The organism is Vibrio sp. M260121 (assembly GCF_036533715.1).
In the GTDB taxonomy this organism is placed as follows: Bacteria; Pseudomonadota; Gammaproteobacteria; order Enterobacterales; family Vibrionaceae; genus Vibrio.
In genome coordinates this window covers 1-16,469 of sequence record NZ_JATABF010000053.1, presented here as the reverse complement: position 1 = coordinate 16,469, position 16,469 = coordinate 1, and the positions used below count along the sequence as shown (strand labels likewise).

The window sequence follows — 16,469 nt, the reverse complement described above, 5'->3', positions numbered from 1 at the left end:
CTTGCGCTAACTACTCCCCAAACGCCGCCATCATACGCCTGCACTGCGGGATCTCCAACAAAAAATCGTTATCGATAACAACAAAGTATTTTGTGAAGAATGTTTATCAACGTCATGAATTTGAAGCCGTTCAGATACAAATGAGGAGCACTTATGCGCCCCTCATTTGTTGAATAGTCGGTCTTTAAAAACCAGTTAACGGTACAAAGTAAACCAGTGTTGACCAAACTGCGACCCAAGCAACGACAACCGCTGCGTCAGCCCAATCTTTTTTCCACATACTCTCTTCCCTCTTAATCGCATGTGCATCAGGAAAGGAGCAAAAAGGATACCAATAACCGTTATTGATTCTTCTGTGAGTAAAGTTTGTGACCTTGGTTCAAGCAGTTTGGTTCGTCCGTAAGTAATTCAATAAAGCAATCTGCCATGGAGAGGTTGCTAACGAAGCCTTCGCCTTTCATATCCAGCAACGCCTCATAGCCCTCTTTGCCTTTCATAGTATAAGCAGACGAAGCACCACGATACCATGCCTCATCGTCAACCTGACACCAACGCTTACCATCAAAGATTTCTAGGTTTTTAATACGTTGGCCTTTTGGAGCGTCTGTTTGGTATTCAAAATTCAAATTATGTGTGTATGGGTAGCTGCCAGAACCTGTACCTTCAACCCCATTGTTGAGTGCATTGTTGATCGCACCTTCCAATGCCAAGCGAACGGCTTTTCCTTGCACCTCATAGCAACCAATCGGAACGGCAAATGGCAACAATCGTCCGGCAACATCTGCCACAGTAATATTCCCTGGGTTGAGAGATGTACGAACGCCTCCCGCATTATGAATTGCAAATTGAACGTTGTGGCCACGCTTGTTAAGCGCATACAAGAAAGAGTGTGCAACGGAAGGGGCAAGTTCACTGCCACCGAATTCATCCGGAATGCGAATATGGCGCTTCTTCTCTGCGACATTGGCAATTACTTGAGACTGAAGCTTACGCACTCGGGGGATATATTTGTCTCTTAAAATGGCTTGTGTCTCTGGGTGCTTTTTACAAACGACCACGTTTGGTTGACCATGAATAAAGTCACACGCTTCTTCAAAAACGCCTTGGTCTAGTTGTTCATTAAGCGTTGAATCCCAGAAAATTCGACGTCCCAACAGCAATTCATTTTGACCACTTAACATGGTTGCTTTGCCGTGTTCATCAAACTCAAGTACACAGTGCCCCATGGTTAATGCATGATAGCCAGCCTGAACCACATAAGTATCGTTAACTTTGATGCCATAAGGATCATCTTCGCCTAAGCCAATAGATGTAAAGTTACCTTGTAACCTATGACTATGACCCCCAACAATAATACCAATGCCATCCACTTGTGCTGCGAGCTCTAAATCCCCTTCATAGCCTAAATGACTTAAAAGAATGATATTTTTGATACCGGCTTGGTGGATCTCTTCAACGGTTTGCTTTGCGGTTTCGATTGCGTTGATAAATGGTGTATCAGCATCAGGGTTAGCAATATCGCTCATCTTGTCGATAGACAGACCAAAGATGGCAACTTTCTCTCCGTGAAACTCTTTCACTAGGTATTGCGCGCTTTGGGTGTCAGTATCGAAACTCAGCACGTTATCGCAATCGCCCATGCGATGTTCTTTATTAGGCAATTCGTTCGACAGATCCCAGTTGCCCGCGAGCAATGGGAATTGCGTACGCTGACAAAACAGAGCAACCGGCTCATTACCCATGTCGAGTTCGTGATTGCCTAATGCCATCGCATCAATGTTAAGTGCATTTAATAAGTCGGCGTTTGCTTTGCCTTTGAATAACGAAAAATACAGAGTGCCTTGGAAACAGTCACCTGCATGAAGAAATAACATGCCCTGACCTTGACGTTGCGCGTCGTCGCGTAACTGCTCTACGCGAGTCGCAATACGTGAAAAGCCACCAGCACTCACATAAGGCTCTAGTGTTCTTTCGTTATCGATATTGAGTTTTAGCTGTAATGACGTTGGCTCAAAGTAGGAATGAGTGTCATTGATGTGTGCCAGTTTGATTCTGACTGGCTTATGATTTTTATTCATTGTCATCTTCTCTCTTTTCATTCCTTTTAATTATTAGAACTGAATCATGACAGAATCATGAATTTTATGAAACAGAGAAATTGTCATTTCATTTTTACGTGATCAAGATTCATCTTGCGTACAAGTTTGAAAGTGACTTTACGCCTAAACGGTCTCTATTCATAGGATGAATGCTCTTAAATTTGTGAACTGAGCTTAACTTGCCATGATCAATTTCATATATGCTTATGAGGAGCAAAAGAACTCTCGATAATTCAAATAATTGCAAGGAGGAGTGAGATGAGACTAGAACGCATCGAAATCTCTGGGTTTAGAGGCATTAAACGCCTTTCACTCTCTTTTGACGAACTGACGACCTTAATCGGTGAGAACACTTGGGGTAAATCCTCCCTACTCGACGCCCTGTCTCTCGCCTTACCTGCAGATGGCTCTCTCTATCAATTTGAAATGACGGACTTCCACGTCGACTATTCCATCTCGCACCCACAAACACAGCATCTTCAAATCGTACTCTGTTTTAAATCTCAAGATAAACAAGAAGTGAATGCTGGACGTTATCGTCGCATTAAACCTACATGGTGCATCAACGAAGACAACGAACACGTCATTTATTACCGTTTAAGTGCCAGTAGAGATGGCCACCACATCACAACCAAGTACGCATTCTTGGACTGTTGTGGCGAAGCGAAGCAACTGCATCATGCAGAGAAACTCGCAATTGAACTGATGACCCTTCACCCAGTAATCCGATTACGCGACTCACGCCGTTTCCCCGAACCCAATCACATTAATGGTGACAACAAAAATGCTCGTATAGAAAAACGCATTAATAATACCTGCCGTCGCCTGTTTGCTATGCCTGGTCATGTGAACAAAGGTGAAGTTCGCAGCAGTCTTGATTCAATGCACACGTTAGTCGAGCACTACTTTGCATTCCGAAGTGTGAAAAAAGGTCACCCGAGAAAACCGCGAGATGGCTTGTTCTACGCCAGTCCGTCAGCAGAAAAAGGATTGTCGCAGTTTTTAAGGGAAACAAACAACAAACAAACCCGACTGCTACTTATGGGGTTGTTGAACGCGTATCTACAAGCAAAAGGTCCTACAGATTTAAGACGTTGCGCTCGCCCCATCTTGATCATTGAAGATCCAGAGGGTCGTTTGCACCCGACTCACTTATCTCGCGCTTGGAGTTTGTTGCAGTTATTACCAATGCAGAAGATCCTCACCACAAACAGTGCGCGTTTACTTGGCTCCGTACCTTTGGCATCAATTCGTCGTTTGGTTCGTTTATCGGATCGAACCATCGCAAAATCGCTCAATACTAATCGCTTTAGTGTCGACCAATTACGACGTATTGGTTTCCATATTCGTTTTCATCGCGCCGGCGCCCTATTTGCCCGTTGCTGGTTATTGGTCGAAGGAGAAACGGAAGTCTGGCTATTTAACGAGTTGGCACGCCAGTGCGGTTATGATCTCGCAGCGGAAGGGGTTCAAATCGTTGAATTTGCCCAATCGGGTCTGAAGTCATTAGTTAAAGTGGCGCAAGAGTTTGGTATCGACTGGCATGTGGTGACTGACGGCGACCCGGCTGGTAAAAAATACGCGCACACAGTGAGAGCCCATTTAAATAACGACCAAGAACGTCATCGCCTTACCGAGCTACCCGATAGAGATATCGAGCACTTCCTCTATAACAATGGCTTTGAAATTTTCTTTAAGGACATCATCAAAGTTCCTCATGATCATCCAATCCCAGCTAAGAAAGTCGTAAACCGCGTTTTGAAGAAACAAGCAAAACCGGATCTCGCACTCGCAATTGTTGCCCATTGCGAAGAACGTGGCGTCGATTGCATTCCTGTACTTTTGCGCTGGACGCTCAAACGCGTGGTAACTATGGCAAATGGGAATACGTAAAGAGCGATCCCCCAAAATAGACAGACAAAAAAAAGCACACCAATTAGGTGTGCTTGTATCAAGAATCAGTAATTTTGATTAACAGTATTGACCGGGATAAGTCTCAATACACAGCGGATACAAATAAGATCGGGGGTTCACTACTGTACTTGCTCTGCGAGCGAAGAAGTAGTGGCTGATTTCGCATGCAACCAAAGACCTGTTGCTTTCATTAGGTAACCAAACACGCCACCTAAAATCAGCGATGGCACCACAAGTTGCCAATTGCCGTCTGCAGCAAAAGTCGCGCATGAGCCAATGAAAGTACCAGGGATGTACGCTAACCAAGCTTGTTTCGCTTGAATACACATAAAGAACGCGACTACAGCAGTAATTACATAACCGATAATCTCTACACCTACGTAAGTTGAACCGTAAATGATTACCAACGCCCAAAATACGCCTGTCATATTGGTGATCAAACTTTCTGCTAGCCCTTTTAAGCCACTTGTCGGGGATGCAAAGTAACTTGTACAGCCAAGAAAGCCTGCCCAAGACAACAGACCAAGGGAGATAGCGATCCAGCCCCATACGCCAGAGAGAATGCCAGTTGTAATTGAAATTGCTAAAAGTGTGGTCATGGTATTCTTACCCGCTTGACTAGTTTCGTACCACTTGGTTCGAAAACTGCCTTCATACATTGAAATCAGGCAGTCAATACTAGGCACATCCCTCATTGACTTCGGTGATCAAGATCGCATTAACATCCTATAACGTTGCATGTTTTACACGTTAAATTTGACGCAACCGATAAATCAACAGATTTCGAAAATAACAAAATCACAATAAATTGGGCGAAATAAGCAATAGATGACAAAAAAGGCCCTGCACAATGCAGAGCCTTTACTAAGATGCGATCATTTTGTTTCGAATATCGCTTAAAGCACTGAAGGTTTGCCTTTCATCATGCGTAAGCCTTCACGTTTGATGCAGTCAACCAATGGGTTTTCCGCCATATCAGCACGCCATATAAACGATAATGTTCGATCCATCTTCAGATCAGGTACGTTCAGCGCAACCAAATCACCAGCTTCAATGTAACGTTCTACATCAAGATAAGGCAGGCACGTCAAATACTGACCATTGGATACTAAGCTTCTTAGAACTGGAACGTGCTCGTATTCACGCCACACGTCCAAATCTTCAATAAGATGGTGAATCGAACTATCAAAAATCTTGCGAGTACCAGAACCATGTTCTCGCAACACCCATTTCGCTTGTTCAAGTTGAGCTAAGCTCACTGATGAGTTACGCGCAAATGGATGGTGGGACGCTGCGACTACAGTAAGATGGTCTCGACACCAAATCTCTTGGTGTAAACGGTTATCGTCACAGCGACCTTCAATCACGCCCAGATCGTATTTGTAATCCAAGACACCATCGATGACGGCCTGAGTACTCTGTACGCCTAAGGAGATACGCATCTCTGGAAAATCATTATCAATGATACTGATAAGGTCAGGAACTAGGTGTTCTGCAGGTGTTTGACTCGCGCCTAATCGAATGTGCCCACTCAACAAGTGTTGCTCGTAAAAACCCATTTCAATTTGTAGCGCGTCTTGCAGTAAACGCTTTGCTTTTGGTCTTAACCACATCCCCCAATGTGTTAAAGCCATTTGTTTGCCTTGCCTTTCAAATAAAGGTCTACCAAGCATTTTTTCCAACTGAGCAAGCGACATGCTCGTCGCCGATTGTGTCAGAGCCAGTTTATCCGCGGCCTGGCTTACACTGCCGGTATCTGCAACAGCGTCAAAAACCGCTAATTGCTTAAGTGAGTAGCGCAAAGTGTCCTCCCTAATTGGCGAGTATTCCCCATACTCTCGCACCCCAAAAATACATGCGTCGATACGCAATGAGGTTCATTTTACCTGCCTTTAAGAACTTATCAAATAATTTGATGAGGATTCTAAATATTATCAATTTTACCTGTAGCTCTGACCTGCTTAATCTGGATATGCGGTTCGGGAACACCGCAACAAAAAACAATAACACCTTTTCTTTCGAGTACAGAAAACGTCTCGATTTCATTAACCAAGGAGTTCATATGGAACCACAGACTAAGGAGTCATTATGGCGGTGACCAGCTCTCAAAATATCCAGTATTTCTCTCCAAAAGAAATGATGGCTGAAGCTGAGAAGTTTGCACTTAGTAAAGCAAACAAAACCAGCGGCATGACACTGGGTTTGGCAATTATGGCAGGCGCATTCATCGGTTTAGCATTCTTGTTCTACATCACAGTGACAACAGGTAGTGCGGATGCAGGTTGGGGTCTTAGCCGTCTTGCTGGTGGTTTAGCATTCAGTATGGGTTTGATACTCATCGTCATTTGCGGTGGTGAGTTGTTTACCAGCTCAGTGCTTTCGAGCATCTCATGGGCAAACAAACAAATCTCATTCGGCAAAATGTTGTCGATTTGGGGCAAGGTTTATGTAGGTAACTTCATCGGTGCGATGTTCCTACTTGCATTGGTAAGCGCTGCAGGCTTGTACCAAATGGATGCGGGTCAATGGGGCTTAAACGCACTAAACATCGCACAACACAAGCTACACCACACATTGGTACAAGCTTTTGCGTTAGGAATCTTATGTAACTTGTTGGTTTGTCTTGCTATTTGGCTGACATTCAGCTCTGCAAACGCAATGACAAAAGCGGCAATGACCATCATGCCAGTAGCAATGTTCGTCAGCAGTGGCTTTGAGCACTGTGTAGCAAACATGTTTATGGTGCCGCTAGGTATCGTTATCGCAAACTTCGCACCGGAATCTTTCTGGACAGCAGTTGGCGTACCGGCTTCTCAATATGCAGATTTGAATGTCGGTCACTTTATTACTGCAAACCTAATTCCAGTAACCCTAGGCAACATCGTTGGTGGCGCCGTATTAGTTGGCTTAGCTAACTGGTGTATTTACCGTCGACCAGAACTTAAAGCAGCAAAAGTTGCATCAATTACAAACACTACAACACTCACGTCAGTTAAGGAACGCACTATGAAAAACGCATCGATTGTAAAAGAGATCATGAACCCGAGCCCAGTTACTCTGAGCGTAGAAATGCCAGTATCAACTGCACTAGATACCCTATTGGACAACAATCTAATCAGTGCACCTGTTGTTGACATCGAAAACCGTTTGGTTGGTTTCTTCTCAGCACACGACGTTATGGTTGAATTATGGTGCCAAGATTACATTCCAGCTCAAGAACAAAAAGTTGTCGATTTGATGAGCCGTGACGTAGTAGCCATTGATGCAAATGACCGATTGGTGGATGTGGTTGAATTCCTATGCATCGATAAAGACCAACTTTACCCAACAACAAGCATGGGCATGGCAACACGCTTTACTTCTCTTTCTTTAGAAGAGCGTGCTAAGAGCATCAAAGTAAGTAAGCCTCAAGTGCTTCCTGTACTAGAAAATGGTTTGATGGTTGGCGTGGTGACACGTAATGAAGTACTTAAAGCACTGCGCCCAGTGTATGGCGAGCGCTTAAACCTAGTTGAAGACAAAGTACTAGAAACTGCATAACACTATTACAACGAATAACTAGCAACTAATAACTAACAACTAACAAGAAAAGTTGGCACCAATAAAAAAGCGCTCTTATTTAAGAGCGCTTTCTTCATTTATGTCGTTAAGAACGAGGCATATAGTGAGGAACTAGAAGTTACTTCTTAACACCTTCGATGTGCAGTTCCATATCAACGTAGCTTGAAGAACCCATTACAGGAATTTCAAAATCAGCAAGCTCAAGACGAGTTTGACCGATGAAACCTGCACGCTCACCACCCCATGGGTCGTTACCTGCACCAACAAACTCTGCTTCGATTGTGATTGGTTTCGTTACACCATGAAGAGTAAGGTCACCCGTTACGTCTAGTTTGCCGTCACCTTTGTCTACAACTTTTGTACTCTTGAACGTCGCTTCGCTATATTTACCTGCGTCGATGAAGTCGCCGCTACGGATGTGCTTGTCACGCTCAGCATGGTTTGAATCAAGGCTTGTGGTATCTACGACTACGTTTACTTTAGAGTCCGCAATGTTGTTTTCATCAAAAGAAAAGTCACCAGAAAATGTATTAAAACGACCTTTGATGAAACTGTAACCTAAGTGGCTAACTTTGAAGTTGATAGATGCGTGAGCACCTTTAGTGTCGATAACATAATCTGCAGCGTTAGCACCAAACGGTAGTGCCATAGCGATTGCTAATCCTGTAGCGAAAAGTGACTTTTTCATTTTGAAGCTCCTAACATTTTTCTTAATGTGTTGTCTTTATCGATAAAGTGATGTTTGAGTGCAGCAGCAGCATGCAATCCTGCCATTAGGATCACAGCCCACGCTGCATAAAAGTGGATTTCACCTGCAATGTCTGATTGACCAGGGAATAACTCCCCTGCGCTTGGTACGGTAAACCAGTTAAATACTTCGATACCGCGACCATCAGATGTTGAGATGAGGTAACCTGAAACAAAGATAGTAATAAGCAACAGGTACATAACCCCATGTGCGGCTTTTGCTGCAACTACCTCGTAAGGTTTACCTTCTACTTTTGGTGACGCCGTCACATGTTTCCATACGATGCGACCTAAAGTGAGTATTGCCAGTAAAATGCCCACAGAGCGATGATAATGTGGTGCAGTTTGGTACCATTCACTGTAGTAGCTTAAATCGACCATCCACAGACCCACAGCAAACAAGCCGATAATGCAAAGCGCTGAAATCCAATGCATCGCTCTCGCCGGCACGTTGTAGTTCTTTACCAGTGTTTCCATCTCACGTTCCTAGATATCTTCCTAAGTTGATGTTGAGCAAGAAACACAACATTAACTTATTTGCCTTGTATGCAACAGATTATTTACCATCCTTTACATCAAACCAATAATACCTTTTTAAACAACTTGTTCGAAAAATTAGAAGGAACTTCAAACCCTTTAAAAGTCGGACACTTAGAGTTGAACTTCTTGCTCTATCTCATACAGTTCATCCGTCATTTCTAACATGCGTCGCTCGATCACGGTTTTGGCGTCTTCGATGCCCTTGTTGTAGTAAATAGGCGCTAATTTTTCAGTGATGAAGTCAATCAAAAACTCACTGTCGAACTGGCCTATTTCCACTTCCAACTCGTCTTGCATGTAATCTTGTATAGCTGTCGCCAATGCTTCTTTTTGTGCTCTTTCTAGTTTGATCATATTTTACCTGCGGAACTCTATTCTCAATTTTGATGTTTAGATCAAGAAGTTGCCTATCTAAATTAGTCTATCCTAAAAGGACTATGCTAACCTTTCGCCGTTCAATTTGTTAACCGTTAAGGGATATTCTTTGCTACTCGACTTAGTCATCCAAAGTGTCAATGATTTTCAGGACGATTGTCTCAAACTGTGTGAGAAGCATTATCCTGCGGTACATAACCAAGGTATGAGTGAACACCATCTCGGCCTCGCATTTGCTCGACGCATGGAACACACTTTTCGTCACTTTGGTCATAGCAGTACCATCAAACCTATTGAAGTACTTGATGCCCCCGACCTGCCTCACCACTACCGAATCTCATCTGAAATTGGAACGGTTTGGGTATTGAGCCACCATTTAGTCAGTGCTGGTAACTCATGCCGAGAAAACCTGCTCTCTTCGATAACGGAATGGCAAAGTGAATATGGTTATGCCCTGCAACCTAACGACCTATTGTTTTTAGTCAGCGATCATTGGATCAGTCGCAGTAAAACCAGCCGTGAGCTGTTGCACTGGTGGATGGGAGAGTTACCAGAACCGATTAACGAGTATACAGAGCAAGGCATTACCCTCTTTACTAGCGAATCGCAGCTGACTCATTCATTAGATACACGTTTTGGGATCAGCCCTTGTTACATCAAATTCGGCCACCCTTTACGACGTTCCAATAAACAACAACAGGTGAGAAAATACATTCAGTTGTATGCCGTTTTACAGTGGTAGCATCAAATAGCAACGGGTAGATTATCAGTTCATTCAGCGATTTGTTTGAGGCGGGTCGATATTTCTGAGTGTGTTGAGCTATCTCGCTTGCCTTGCCTACGCTCCCCGCTTAGATTCAAGAAACTAAAGTAAAACTAGATGCACAACAATCAGTTAAGCATCAATACAGTGTCTTGGTCTAGGTTACAACAATAATGATGAGTATCTCGCAGCTGCTTAGCTGCATTTTAAAACAAGTAGATGGTCAGTACATCGCGCAATATAAACAACTGACATTGCGAAGCGTGTTTCAACCTATTTATCAAAAAGATCTTTCCATTATCGGTCTAGAAGCCTTGGTTCGTATCAGTAACCAAGACGGCTTAATGATTCGACCTGACCAGTTCTTTCAATCCACTACGATTCCTACAGAAGATCAAATCAACGTTGAGCGACTAAGCCGTCTCATTCACATCAGTAACTTTGGTCAATCCAAATTCCGCAATAAAAAGCTTTTTCTCAACGTGCTACCAAAAGCAGCAGAAATGCTCGCAAAAGACATTTCCTATAGCAACTTATTAAAGCAATCCATTATTGAAGCGGATTTGTGTCGTGAACAGATTGTGATGGAACTGGTGGAGCTCGATGCGAGTGACGAAAACTTCTTATACAAAGCAACAAAAGAGTTAAGCGATAACGGCTATTTATTAGCAATAGACGATTACGGTATTGATGCTTCAACAATAGAACGCGTTCGATGTGTAAAACCCAACATCATTAAAATCGATCGTTCGTTGTTATTGAGATATGAGAATGGTGATTTTTCTTGTTTAATGGAAGCGTTGTCTTTGGCAAAAGATATTCGCTCAAAAACCGTTATAGAAGGAATTGAAACCGAGCATCAACTTAACTTAATGAAAAAGCTCGGTTTCGATATGTATCAAGGTTACTTATTGGCAATGCCACAAACGCTTGAAGCCTACCGGGAAGCAAAGACGGCATAATCAGAGTTACTGATGAATACCATCATCTTTTTATTTTCGGTTCTTACCACGGTTTTTGTGAATCGCCAGTTTCGCTTTCATCTTACGTTTTTCTGATGAACGACTCTTACGACGACCACCGCCATTGCGCTCCGGTTCAACCTCTTCGATTAAACTCGGTTCAAAACCTTCCAACCATTCTTGCGGCAAACGTTGATCAAGCAGGTTTTCGATAGCATGCAATAGATACTCTTCATCGCGGCTCATCAAAGAAACGGCCAAACCAGATTTGCCTGCACGGCCAGTACGACCGATGCGATGAACATAATCTTCGGCTTTGAACGGCATGTCGAAGTTCACCACTTGCTCTAATTCTTGAATGTCCAAACCACGCGCCGCCACATCTGTCGCGATAAGCGCACGTACTTTGCCTTCTTTGAATTCATCAAGCGCACGTTGACGAGCACCTTGTGATTTATCGCCGTTAATAGAAACCGCTTTGATGCCATCCAGCTTAAGCTCTTTGGCCAACTCATCACTGCCTTGTTTGGTTTTAGTAAACACCAACACTTGCTGCCAGTTACGAGAGCCAATTAAGTAAGCAAGTAGCTCACGCTTACGCTTTTTATCGACTGGATAAACCATCTGCTTAACAGTTTCTGCGGTCGTGTTTGCTGGTGATACTTCCACCTCGACCGGAGAATCCATCAGTTTGTACGCGATGGTTTTGATGCGCTTCTCAAACGTTGCTGAGAACAACATGATCTGTTTATCTTGAGGTAGGCGACGAAGAATGCGTTGCAGATCTGGCCAGAAGCCCATGTCTAGCATGCGGTCTGCTTCATCAAGCACAAGAACACCCGTTTTAGAGATGTTTACATTGCCGTTAAACAAGTGGTCAAGTAAGCGGCCAGGCGTCGCGATCAGAATGTCTGCGCCCTCTTCCAACTTTCTCTTTTGTACGCCAATGCTCGTACCACCATAAACACAAACAATTTTAAGGTCAGTGTTTGCTGAGTACTGCGTCAGGTTATCCATCACTTGCTGAGCAAGTTCACGCGTTGGCACGAGAATCAGTGCTTGCGGTGTTCCGTTTCGTTTCTTTTGCTGAACCGCTTGAATGATCGGCAAACCGAATGCAGCCGTTTTACCTGTACCGGTTTGAGCGGCAGCCAGTAGATCTTTACCTTCCAACACATGTGGAATCGACTTTTCCTGAACAGGTGTCGGGGTAACGATATTCATACCGCTTAGGGTATCAACCAACTGTTGTTCAATGCCAAGATCAGCGAAATTAACGGACATGATAAACCTCATAATTTTTGGAGCGCAGAGTTTACCAGAGCCCCTTTGGTCATACTACCTTTAGCAGTCAAGACGTTATGAATTAATTAACTGTTGATGATACTCAGCGGATTGACGCAACACATCTCGATATAGAGCAGCAAATTTCGCTTCCAGTTGCTCATATTCATTGTCCAAGACTTCGAACGTTGTCGTTAAGTCAGCCATTCTTGGGCTTCTTTGTGACATTCGATGAAGGGCAAACTCGATGTTTTCTAAGTCTTGATATGACTGTAGCCAACCGCCACTCCACATTCGGCTGTGAAGCATTAAAAATCGCAGTGGAAGGTCGTCAGAGATTTGTTTGTTCACTTCGCTATACGCATAACGAACGAAGGAATCTAAAGATTGCGGGCTGAATGTTCGCCAGTGTTTCGCTAAACAATGGTCCCAAAACATATCAAGTGCGATGGGTGCGAAACGTCGAGCAACACCTGTGAAGTGCGGTTTGCATTCTTCAACAAGAGCATGATGGTCGGTAATGCGATCAACGAAGCGGTGGAGTTTGATGCCGTTGGAAATATCAGTCTGATATTGCTTGCTTGGATCTCCCTTTACGAAATCTCCAAGCAAGTTTCCCATTAAATGACTATTACAGTGATCTGCAATATGCAGGTGGGCTAGAAAGTTCATTAGACGCTGTGAGTGGCCTTTTGGCTCGTCTTACATGAACTTAGTATAACGTCTGTTGTGACGCGATGAGAGTACTAATTGTACTTATTCGGCTTCGTCTTCTGAGCCAATGTAGTCCGACAGGATAATACCGATTTCAAGAGCATCTAGCATCTCTAGGCATTCGTCGTTTTGATATTGGTCGCTCATTGTGACCTCCTTTGTTTTACATCTCCTGAAGCTGCTTGCTTCAATCTCTACTGCCATTCCTTTTCTTCATCGATGACAGCAACTCCTTTTTATAGCCTTTATATGACACATTCATGACAGCGAGAAGTAAAGTTTTAGAAAGCTATGACAGAAATCATAAGTAAACGTTTGCTCAAATAACACCATCTCGTTCATCAACTGCATTAAATGGCACCCACCCTTTCTTTAACAAACTGTCAGTTTTTATTTATTTTTTTGTCATTTATGGACACGACGTACCGTTATAAGCGATCCTAGATCTCATATTTTGAAATCTATCAACCTCTCGTTACATATTTTGCTGATAACCATCGCATATTTTGTTTCGATATATCTCTAAGTTTGTTCATCCCCTTTTTATCTCAAATGGAGCTATAAATGAGAGAAGTTGAGTTTAGAACGATAGACAGGTTATTTATAAAGATGTCTATCAACGACAAAATGTGGGTCATTTTCCTTCTATTCCTAGTGACTTTAACTTCAGTGGCGGGAAGCCGTTATTTCAATGATATTCAACAGTTTGAGCAACAATCTATCCTTGCGGCAGAAGCGAAGCTCTCGGGCATAGTTCAAGCTCAAGTGCAAAACGTGGCAAGCGTGAATGGCGTGGTAAACGTAAGTAACATTAATGATGCCAAACTCAACAACGGCACCGTGACGGTTTATGCGAAGCTGAATTCAGGTCAAGCAATCCAACTTACAGAAAACCTTTCACGCCAATTTGAGCTAGCAAAATCTGACGCTTTAACCTCTTTCCTTCTTAGCTTGCTTTGGATGGTACCATTCGCCCTTTTCACTTACTGGTTAGCGACTTTCCTTGGTGGTGCGCTTTGGGTGCTATACACCACTACACAGAAAATTGGTGAAGGTGACTTAACTTCTCGCCTTGGTTTTCATCCGGGCCGTGATGAGTTTGGCACGATTGGTTGCGCACTAGATAAATCAATGGATACGCTGACAGAGCTTGTCAACAATGTAAAAGACAATGCCAACACGTTAAGTGAAACATCAGCAGCGTTTGAACAAGACATGAAGCTCAGCGAAACGCAAATCGCACACCAATACCAGACGCTAGATTCTGTTGCGACAGCGATGGAAGAGATGACGGCTTCAGCAAAAGAAGTCTCAAGCATCTCTCAGCAAGCGACTTTGCAATCAGATCAAGATGCTCAGCAAATCGAAAATAGCCGTAGTCGAGTACAAAGCGTCATTTCAGAAATAGAAACACTCTCGAGTTACATCGAACAAGCATCCGCATCTGTGAGCAGTTTGAACGAAAACACGACACAGATTAACGATGTGATTACTACGATTAACGCAATATCAGAACAAACCAACCTTCTCGCGCTCAATGCCGCTATTGAAGCTGCGCGCGCTGGTGAACAAGGTCGTGGTTTTGCAGTTGTCGCAGATGAAGTTCGTACCCTTGCTAGCCGCACGCAACAGGCAACCGTCGAAATCCAAGCGATGATCGAGAAATTGCAAACGGAAAGCCAGAACATTGCGTCTATCACTGACCGTACGGTTCAACAAGCACAAACCAGCAGCCAGTTGATTGATGAGATTGGTGGTGACGTCACCGCAATTGCCGACTCTGCACGTTCATTAATGGACATGAGTATTCAGATTTCAACGTCTGCAGAAGAACAAAGTGCCGTCGCGAATGACATCGCTTCTGAGCTGTCTGACATTCGCTCGCAATCCAATACTATTCGTGAAGTTGCCGAACAATCGACAACTGGTGTGGCAAACTTAACCAAAGCGTCTCAATCTCTTGGCGAAGTATTGAAGCGATACCGAACAGCCTAAAACACGAACACCGCGAAAAGCTCCCATGTGGAGCTTTTTTTATGCTCGATCAATGGCAACGGACAAAAGCGACCATTGGATTGTCGAGGGAAAGCGAGAGGAAAAATAATTAAATCAAGCGTTCGATGAGTGCTTGTTTAATTTACTTTGAAGTGAATCGAAATAATTCTCTGAATTCGACTAAAGAATGTTCAAAGGTTAGGTGTTCGGCTATTCTAGATCTTGCCAATTTAATTTTGCTGCTGGTGAACAATATGAATAATTACAACAAAACAAAAGACACTGAAGATCTCCAGTGTCCACTCTGCCAATGCGATGAATATCTGATTTCATCCGATGGTGAAAAATTCACATGTGCCTCTTGCGGGTTTCATACAAAAAACTTTTCTTCCATCCGGTGCTTACATCAAACTCCTTACCTACAAACTAAATTTAAACACATCCATAGTTTGAGTAATATTTGTCACTAAACTGAGCAGCCTAAGAGCTGCTCTTTTAGTTCATCTAGATGGGAAATTTGAATAACACGTTCGTCATCGACCAAGTTAATCGGTGCGCCGTTGTATAGTTGTACGGTTTTTATGCCAGCGTTAAGCCCTGCTTCAACGCCTTTAGGCGTATCATCAATGTACAAGCAATCACTTGGTAAAAAGCCCATATTCATTGCGCTGTACATGATCAAGTCTGGTTCAGGCTTCCAGCTGTTTGCATCGAACGCAGAGAACACTTTGCCTTTAAACGCATCAAGTAGCCCCGTCAACTCAAGCGAGTATTCGATTTTATCTTTTGGTCCATTAGACGCCACGCAATACTCAATATTGTGCGAATCTAAAAAGTGGATAAGTCGTTTCGCGCCGTCCATTGGTTTTAAATGACGGACAAACAGTTTCTGTAACTCGTCACGGTATTGTGGCTCTAGCACATCAATCGGAACATTTAAGTTCATCAACTCTTTAGTGTCACGAAGGATATCCGCAAGCTTACCGCCTCTGAAGTGCTCTACGCATTCACTAAAACTCATCTCTGCACCGTATTGGCCAAAGACGTTCACTAGGGCCTGACAACACAAGCATTCACTGTCTACTAGCGTGCCATCGCAATCAAAGATGACACATTTTATATTGTTAATAGCCATACGCCCTTCCCCCCCCGACGCTGAATATCACAAAGACTTTAGCTGACCAATTTAATTGGCCTTATTGACTTATTTATTTGTACTAAATATGTATCAACATGATAAGTAAGTTTAGAAATGTTTAAACGACAGACTTGGCATTTCGTAGAAATGAGAAAGAGGAATTAATGATTTTCTAAGCGAGATCACCGAATGAAGCCCCTAAATTAAGAAATATGAAACTTCACTCGGGGCTTTGTTGCGTAATTCAGACGAGAAACCAAACCTCCTAAAGTTGAGCGACTGTTATACAATATACTGAGTTTCAGGCATACCAAGCCCTGTAAGTTTGTTCAGTGCTTTGATCATGGCGTAAGTCTCGCCAACCTGAGCGTTGTAAT

The 16,469-nt window shown here is 43.3% G+C and carries 14 protein-coding genes; 5 read left to right on the top strand and 9 right to left on the bottom strand.

Going from position 1 to position 16,469, the window contains the following annotated elements:
* Nucleotides 1-341: 341 nt before the first annotated feature.
* The gene (locus tag QTO06_RS22240) at nt 342-2,084 is read right to left on the bottom strand and encodes a bifunctional metallophosphatase/5'-nucleotidase (RefSeq protein ID WP_331409828.1); all 1,743 of its coding nucleotides are present in this window, start codon (nt 2,082-2,084) and stop codon (nt 342-344) included.
* Between the two features lie 273 nt (nt 2,085-2,357).
* Here QTO06_RS22240 and QTO06_RS22235 point away from each other — a divergent pair, with 273 nt between their 5' ends.
* Entirely contained in the window at nt 2,358-3,992 is a 1,635-nt protein-coding gene (locus QTO06_RS22235; protein ID WP_331409827.1) for a DUF2813 domain-containing protein, read from the top strand.
* 140 nt (nt 3,993-4,132) lie between these two features.
* On the opposite strand, the gene QTO06_RS22230 is transcribed toward QTO06_RS22235, so the two are convergent.
* Both QTO06_RS22230 and QTO06_RS22225 read right to left on the bottom strand, forming a co-directional pair.
* Nucleotides 4,133-4,612, bottom strand: coding sequence for a DUF1097 domain-containing protein (locus QTO06_RS22230; RefSeq protein ID WP_331409825.1), 480 nt, complete (start codon nt 4,610-4,612; stop codon nt 4,133-4,135).
* Nucleotides 4,613-4,909: 297 nt separating this feature from the next.
* Entirely contained in the window at nt 4,910-5,815 is a 906-nt protein-coding gene (locus tag QTO06_RS22225; RefSeq protein WP_005441888.1) for a LysR substrate-binding domain-containing protein, read from the bottom strand.
* A gap of 286 nt (nt 5,816-6,101) precedes the next feature.
* Here QTO06_RS22225 and focA point away from each other — a divergent pair, with 286 nt between their 5' ends.
* Nucleotides 6,102-7,553 (top strand): formate transporter FocA, encoded by a 1,452-nt coding sequence (focA, locus tag QTO06_RS22220; RefSeq protein ID WP_331409824.1) that lies wholly within the window; start codon nt 6,102-6,104, stop codon nt 7,551-7,553.
* A 139-nt stretch (nt 7,554-7,692) separates the two neighbouring features.
* Here focA and QTO06_RS22215 read toward each other — a convergent pair whose 3' ends face one another.
* The 3 genes from QTO06_RS22215 to QTO06_RS22205 all read right to left on the bottom strand — a co-directional run bounded on the left by QTO06_RS22215 (nt 7,693) and on the right by QTO06_RS22205 (nt 9,215).
* Nucleotides 7,693-8,262, bottom strand: a complete 570-nt coding sequence (locus QTO06_RS22215) for a YceI family protein (RefSeq protein ID WP_009704468.1) — start codon at nt 8,260-8,262, stop codon at nt 7,693-7,695.
* Entirely contained in the window at nt 8,259-8,798 is a 540-nt protein-coding gene (locus QTO06_RS22210) for a cytochrome b (RefSeq protein ID WP_005441891.1), read from the bottom strand. The genes QTO06_RS22215 and QTO06_RS22210 overlap by 4 nt, the downstream gene beginning before the upstream one ends.
* 174 nt (nt 8,799-8,972) lie before the next feature.
* Nucleotides 8,973-9,215: a DUF2164 domain-containing protein gene (locus QTO06_RS22205; RefSeq protein ID WP_005441892.1), complete on the bottom strand. Its 243-nt coding sequence runs from the start codon at nt 9,213-9,215 to the stop codon at nt 8,973-8,975.
* A 130-nt stretch (nt 9,216-9,345) separates the two neighbouring features.
* Between QTO06_RS22205 and QTO06_RS22200 the strand changes: the two genes are divergently transcribed.
* Nucleotides 9,346-9,978, top strand: a complete 633-nt coding sequence (locus QTO06_RS22200; RefSeq protein WP_009704469.1) for a hypothetical protein — start codon at nt 9,346-9,348, stop codon at nt 9,976-9,978.
* A gap of 194 nt (nt 9,979-10,172) precedes the next feature.
* A complete protein-coding gene (locus QTO06_RS22195; RefSeq protein ID WP_005441895.1) occupies nt 10,173-10,961 on the top strand; it encodes an EAL domain-containing protein in 789 nt (262 codons plus the stop codon).
* 30 nt (nt 10,962-10,991) lie between these two features.
* Here the strand turns inward: QTO06_RS22195 and QTO06_RS22190 are convergent, their stop codons facing one another.
* The gene (locus tag QTO06_RS22190; RefSeq protein WP_331409823.1) at nt 10,992-12,245 is read right to left on the bottom strand and encodes a DEAD/DEAH box helicase; all 1,254 of its coding nucleotides are present in this window, start codon (nt 12,243-12,245) and stop codon (nt 10,992-10,994) included.
* 75 nt (nt 12,246-12,320) lie between these two features.
* Nucleotides 12,321-12,917, bottom strand: coding sequence for an acyl carrier protein phosphodiesterase (locus tag QTO06_RS22185; RefSeq protein WP_331409822.1), 597 nt, complete (start codon nt 12,915-12,917; stop codon nt 12,321-12,323).
* A 606-nt stretch (nt 12,918-13,523) separates the two neighbouring features.
* Here QTO06_RS22185 and QTO06_RS22180 point away from each other — a divergent pair.
* On the top strand, nt 13,524-14,954 hold the full coding sequence (locus tag QTO06_RS22180) for a methyl-accepting chemotaxis protein (RefSeq protein WP_331409821.1): 1,431 nt from the start codon (nt 13,524-13,526) through the stop codon (nt 14,952-14,954).
* 466 nt (nt 14,955-15,420) lie between these two features.
* On the opposite strand, the gene QTO06_RS22175 is transcribed toward QTO06_RS22180, so the two are convergent.
* On the bottom strand, nt 15,421-16,089 hold the full coding sequence (locus QTO06_RS22175; protein WP_331409819.1) for an HAD-IA family hydrolase: 669 nt from the start codon (nt 16,087-16,089) through the stop codon (nt 15,421-15,423).
* Nucleotides 16,090-16,469: the final 380 nt, after the last annotated feature.

What these genes read in the sequence shown, in the direction of transcription:
- QTO06_RS22240 (WP_331409828.1), bottom strand. Translation starts at nt 2,084, where the DNA reads ATGACAATGAATAAAAATCATAAGCCAGTCAGAATCAAACTGGCACAC.
- QTO06_RS22235 (WP_331409827.1), top strand. Translation starts at nt 2,358, where the DNA reads ATGAGACTAGAACGCATCGAAATCTCTGGGTTTAGAGGCATTAAACGC.
- QTO06_RS22230 (WP_331409825.1), bottom strand. Translation starts at nt 4,612, where the DNA reads ATGACCACACTTTTAGCAATTTCAATTACAACTGGCATTCTCTCTGGC.
- focA (WP_331409824.1), top strand. Translation starts at nt 6,102, where the DNA reads ATGGCGGTGACCAGCTCTCAAAATATCCAGTATTTCTCTCCAAAAGAA.
- QTO06_RS22215 (WP_009704468.1), bottom strand. Translation starts at nt 8,262, where the DNA reads ATGAAAAAGTCACTTTTCGCTACAGGATTAGCAATCGCTATGGCACTA.
- QTO06_RS22210 (WP_005441891.1), bottom strand. Translation starts at nt 8,798, where the DNA reads ATGGAAACACTGGTAAAGAACTACAACGTGCCGGCGAGAGCGATGCAT.
- QTO06_RS22205 (WP_005441892.1), bottom strand. Translation starts at nt 9,215, where the DNA reads ATGATCAAACTAGAAAGAGCACAAAAAGAAGCATTGGCGACAGCTATA.
- QTO06_RS22195 (WP_005441895.1), top strand. Translation starts at nt 10,173, where the DNA reads ATGATGAGTATCTCGCAGCTGCTTAGCTGCATTTTAAAACAAGTAGAT.
- QTO06_RS22190 (WP_331409823.1), bottom strand. Translation starts at nt 12,245, where the DNA reads ATGTCCGTTAATTTCGCTGATCTTGGCATTGAACAACAGTTGGTTGAT.
- QTO06_RS22185 (WP_331409822.1), bottom strand. Translation starts at nt 12,917, where the DNA reads ATGAACTTTCTAGCCCACCTGCATATTGCAGATCACTGTAATAGTCAT.
- QTO06_RS22180 (WP_331409821.1), top strand. Translation starts at nt 13,524, where the DNA reads ATGAGAGAAGTTGAGTTTAGAACGATAGACAGGTTATTTATAAAGATG.
- QTO06_RS22175 (WP_331409819.1), bottom strand. Translation starts at nt 16,089, where the DNA reads ATGGCTATTAACAATATAAAATGTGTCATCTTTGATTGCGATGGCACG.